The organism is Myxococcus vastator, from assembly GCF_010894475.1.
GTDB lineage: Bacteria > Myxococcota > Myxococcia > Myxococcales > Myxococcaceae > Myxococcus > Myxococcus vastator.
Genome location: NZ_JAAIYB010000573.1, coordinates 1 through 4510, shown reverse-complemented (window position 1 = coordinate 4510; position 4510 = coordinate 1). Strand labels below are relative to the sequence as shown.

Sequence of the window (4510 nt, the reverse complement as noted above, 5' to 3'; positions counted from 1 at the left end):
CAGTGGCCAAGGGGCATCCGTCCGCACAGGGGGGCATGGCACGCCGACGGAGTCCCCCTTGCCGCCTTCGCCTGCTGGCCCGCCAGCATCCCTTCCTTCCTGGCGGGAGCAGATGTTTAAAGGGGTGGGTCTGACGGCGTCGCTCACCCTCGAAGGGCCGACGTTGGCGACTCAACCCGCCGGGTTCCCTCACCGCGCGATTCCGTCGAGCGCGGTGATGCTCTTTGCCGGCAGCACGAGTGACGCCGCGGCCACGTTTTCGCGCAGGTGCGCGACCGACGACGTGCCTGGGATGAGCAGGATGTTCGGCGCGCGGTGCAGCAGCCACGCGAGCGCGACCTGCATCGGCGTCGCGCCCAACTCGTTCGCGACTTCCGACAGCGTCGACGACTGGAGCGGCGTGAAGCCGCCGAGCGGAAAGAACGGCACGTAGGCGATGCCCTGCTTCGCCAGCGCGTCGATGAGCGGGTCGTCTCCGCGGTGCGCCAGGTTGTAGTGGTTCTGGACGCAGACGATCTCGGTGAGGGCTTGCGCCTGCTCGACCTGACGCGCCGTCACGTTGCTGAGGCCGATGTGGCGAACGAGCCCCTCGCGCTGGAGCTCGATGAGGACGGCGAGTTCTTTGTCGAGCGGGCCTTCCGTCGGCGTCATGCTCATCATGCGCAGGTTCACGATGTCGATGGCGTCGAGCCCGAGGTGGCGCAGGTTGTCCTGGAGGTCCGAGCGGATTTCGGCGGGCGACAGCGCCGGGAGCCACGACTTGTCCGCGCCACGCCGCCCACCCAACTTCGACACGATCACGACATTCTTGGGATACGGATGCAGTGTGTCGCGAATGAGCTGGTTCGTGACGTGTGGCCCGTAGGCGTCGCTCGTGTCGAAGTGGTCGATGCCGATGGAGATCGCCTCGCGCAGGACCGCTGCGGCTGTTTCGGGATCACGCGGCGGTCCCCAGACGTGCGGGCCCGCGAGCTGCATGGCGCCATAGCCCATGCGGTGCACCGTGAGCGAGGTTCCGGGGAACGTGAAGCGACCGCCGAGTTTGTCTGTATGGGTCATGTGCTTGAATCTAACGATGGTCACAATTCACACCAGCAAATAGGATGCATGGCAATCATGAACGCTGTTCGTGCCAGGAACCTCGACCTCAACCTGCTGCGCGTGCTCGTCGCCGTCGCTGATACGGGATCGGTCACGAAGGCGGCCGCGCGGCTCTACCTCACGCAGTCGGCGGTGAGCGCGGCGCTCGCCCGGCTCAGCGAGTCACTGGACACGCCGATGCTCGTGCGCCACGGCCGTGGTGTGATCTTGACGAGCCGGGCAGCACGCCTCGTGACCGAGGTCCGTCCGTTGCTCGAGGCGATGCTCCAGGCCTCGCTCGCACCGGCGCGCTTCGACCCGCGCACGAGCGAGCGGACCATCCGCCTGGGGCTCTCCGACTTCGGAGACGAGTGGCTGCTGCCACCGCTGCTGCGCAGGCTCGGACGCGACGCACCCAAGATGCGGATCATCTGTATTCCGGTCCAGTTCCGCACGGTGGTCGAGGCGCTGGCGACCCGTCGCGTCGACCTCGCGGCCACGGTCATCGACAAACTGCCGCAGACCATCCTGCGCACACCGCTCATCCGGGGCCACTTCGTCTGCCTGTTCGATCCGCGCCACGTGCGCCTCGGCGCGCGACCCAGCAAGCGCACGTATCTCGCGCAGGAGCACGTCATCGTCTCCTACAACGGCGACCTCCGCGGCACGGTCGAGGACACGTACGGTGTCGAGCGACGCGTCCGCTGCTCGGTCGCGAGCTTCAACGCGATCGGCGCCATCGTCGACGGCAGCCAGCTGGTGGCGACCTTGCCCGACGTCTTCGCGGCGCAGCTCCTGCGGCAGCGTCCGCACCTGCGCAGCGCGCCCTTCCCCTTCGCGCACCGCGCCGGCGGCATGGACCTGCTCTGGCCCGCCGCGCTGGATGACGACGACGCGTGCGCCTTCGTACGCGCCGCGATCATCGATATCGCCAAGCACGTGCCCGCCACTTCTTGACGCTCTCGCAGTCGTTCTCCAACACCTCTGGCAGGGTTGCTGGAAGTCCCGGAGTGGGGTGATGCGGCCTCGGGCAACCACCGCGCCGACCCCCGACCGCGTGGGGGCCAAGCGAGTTGCTCGGCACCGTCCGTCGAGGTTCCTTCCGTCTGATTAAAGCGACCGGCTGGCAATCTCCGCCAGCTCCGCGTCCGTCAGCACCAGGGGGTTGGCCTTCATGCTGCTGGCCCCCCTGGCCTTCGCGACCAGCGCGGGCACCTGGGCTTCCGTCAGCCCGTAGCGTCCCAGCCCCGGCACGCCCAGCGCCACGCGCAGTTCGTCCACCCACGCCACGGCGTCCTCGGCCCTTGCATCCTCCCGCCCTGTCAGCAGCACCGCCAGCTCTCGCACCCGAGGCAGGGACGGATGCTCCGGCGCCCGGGCCCGAAGCGCGCGCAGGTTGACGTCCAGCACCGCGGGCAGCAGCGCCGCGCACACCGCCCCGTGGGGCGCGTCGAACATGCCGCCCACGGGCGCGGCGAAGCCGTGCACCGCGCCCAGGCCAGCGTTGGCCAGACACAGGCCGCCGAAGAGGCTGGCCAGGGCCAGGTCCTCGCGCGCGGGCGCATCCGCGCCGTCCAGCACCGCGCGCCGCAGCGAGCGGGCCGACCTTCGCAGCCCCTCGCGTGCCAGCGCGTCCGTCAGCGGGTTGGCGCGCGCGGAGAGCAAGGGCTCGATGAGCTGCGACAGCGCATCCATGCCGCTGGACGCCAGCACGGCGGCGGGCGCCCCGGAGAGCAGGTCCGGGTCCACCAGCGCCACGCGCGGCAGCATGTGCGGACTGCGCAGGCTGGCCTTCACCTTCGCGTCCTTCGAGCCGAGCACCGCGTTGCGCGTCACCTCGGAGCCGGTGCCAGCCGTGGTGGGGATGGCCATGAAGGGCAGGGACGGGCGGGTGAGCGGCTGGCCCCGGCCAATGACTTCCAGGTAGTCCAGCGGGTCGCCTCCATTGGCGGCGAGCGCGGCAATGGCCTTGCCCGCGTCCAGCGCGCTGCCTCCGCCCAGGGCCACCACCGCGTCACAGCCCGCTTCCTGGATGCGCGCGGTGCCTTCGCGGGCTCGCTCCACCGTGGGCTCGCCGTCCACGGAAAAGACAGTCACCCCCAAACCCAGGCGTTCCAAGGCTTCCTGGAGAGGCCGTGCGCGTGTGGGATTGGCGCCGGTGACGAGCAGCACCCGGGAGCCCCCGAGGCCGCGGAGTGCCTCCGGCGCTTCGGCCAGGCGGCCCGAGCCGAAGAGGACGCGGGTGGCGGTGGCGAACTCGAACGAGGAAGATGCGCTCACGTCCGTCACCAGCCGGCGTCGTCGGGGAAGCGGTTGACGAACTTCCGGCTGGTGCGGGGCTCCGCCATCATCGGCGCCACGGTGTCACGCCAGGTGAGGTAGTGCGCCGTCTCCTTGTGCGCGGCGGGGGCCTGGGGCGTCCGGTACGCCTCCACCAGCACGAATTGCGTGGGGTCCTCGGCGTCCTGCATGACGTCGAAGCGCGCAATGCCAGGCTCCTTCACGCTTTCGCGCGCGTTGGCGAGCGTGGCCTGGTGGAAGGCGTCCACGTGCTCCGGCTTGACGTGGACCTGGACGTGAACGACGAGGAGGCTGTGGGACATGCCCCGGAAACTACTCCGGGCCGGGGCCGCGTGGGGACGCGGCCTCCGGCCCAGGAGGGGGCAGGGGTGTTGGCTGCCCGTCAGTGCCTACGGGGCCTTGAGGACCGTCGTCGGGCTGATGACGTCTTCCAGCTTGCGGGCCATGGTCCACCCGTCGTGGTAGACGATGCCCACGGGGCTGATGGTGTCATTCCGGTACAGGCCGACCTTCAGGTAGTTGAGCTGGCCCTTGTACTGCGTGGCGATGAAGCGCTTGGGCAGCACCACCTTGCCGTCCAGGTACAGCTCCACGAAGCCCACCTTCGAGTCCGGCGACCACTTCACGTGGAAGATGAAGTCCAGCCAGCGGCCGCGAACCAGCGGCGTGCGCCAGACGATGGTGCCCGGGTTGCCGCCGATGTTGAGGCGAATCTCCTCGCCGTAGACGTAGAACTCCACCGGGGGCGAACCCGAGTTGCCCTCGTGGTGCCACTGGGTGAAGAGCTGCCACGTCTTCGCGCTGGGGAAGCTCGAGTCGAACATGGTGCTGAAGCGGTAGTAGTACTCAGAGTTCACGGGCTCGCGCGTCATGCGCACCAGCTCGTTGCGGTTGCCGCTGGAGTTGATGGGGTCGTCACCCTTGCGCACGGTGGCCTTGAGGGCGTAGCGGCCCTGCCGCGCGGGCGAGCTCACCGGCGCCAGCCGGTCCGCGCTCACCATCTGCGTGTGGCTCCACTGTGAGCGGCTGTTGGTCTCGAAGTCACCGACCCACACCACGCTGGAGCCGTCGCCCGGCTGGGGCTGCTCCGGCGTGGGGTTCGGCTCCGGCTCCGGCTCCGGGGTGGGGG

General features: G+C 69.5%; 5 protein-coding genes. 1 reads left to right on the top strand and 4 read right to left on the bottom strand.

The features are described from left to right. Window positions 1-189: 189 nt before the first annotated feature. Window positions 190-1059, bottom strand: coding sequence for an aldo/keto reductase family oxidoreductase (locus tag G4D87_RS34100; RefSeq protein ID WP_163786850.1), 870 nt, complete (start codon window positions 1057-1059; stop codon window positions 190-192). A gap of 48 nt (window positions 1060-1107) precedes the next feature. Between G4D87_RS34100 and G4D87_RS34095 the strand changes: the two genes are divergently transcribed. Beyond that, window positions 1108-2037: a LysR family transcriptional regulator gene (locus G4D87_RS34095; RefSeq protein ID WP_240358830.1), complete on the top strand. Its 930-nt coding sequence runs from the start codon at window positions 1108-1110 to the stop codon at window positions 2035-2037. Between the two features lie 153 nt (window positions 2038-2190). On the opposite strand, the gene G4D87_RS34090 is transcribed toward G4D87_RS34095, so the two are convergent. The 3 genes from G4D87_RS34090 to G4D87_RS34080 form a co-directional block, all read right to left on the bottom strand. Continuing rightward, window positions 2191-3372 carry an iron-containing alcohol dehydrogenase gene (locus G4D87_RS34090; RefSeq protein WP_163786851.1) on the bottom strand — a complete coding sequence of 394 codons (1182 nt, stop codon included), beginning with the start codon at window positions 3370-3372 and terminating at the stop codon, window positions 2191-2193. Continuing rightward, window positions 3366-3683, bottom strand: a complete 318-nt coding sequence (locus tag G4D87_RS34085; protein WP_163786849.1) for an antibiotic biosynthesis monooxygenase — start codon at window positions 3681-3683, stop codon at window positions 3366-3368. Before G4D87_RS34085 ends, G4D87_RS34090 begins: the two co-directional genes overlap by 7 nt. 87 nt (window positions 3684-3770) lie before the next feature. Next, window positions 3771-4510 (bottom strand): polysaccharide lyase family 20 protein (locus G4D87_RS34080; protein WP_205507824.1); only part of this gene is annotated, 740 nt, incomplete at its 5' end.

Excerpts from the sequence above, each read along its gene's own strand:
- G4D87_RS34100 (WP_163786850.1), bottom strand. The coding sequence starts at position 1,059 with ATGACCCATACAGACAAACTCGGCGGTCGCTTCACGTTCCCCGGAACC.
- G4D87_RS34095 (WP_240358830.1), top strand. The coding sequence starts at position 1,108 with ATGGCAATCATGAACGCTGTTCGTGCCAGGAACCTCGACCTCAACCTG.
- G4D87_RS34085 (WP_163786849.1), bottom strand. The coding sequence starts at position 3,683 with ATGTCCCACAGCCTCCTCGTCGTTCACGTCCAGGTCCACGTCAAGCCG.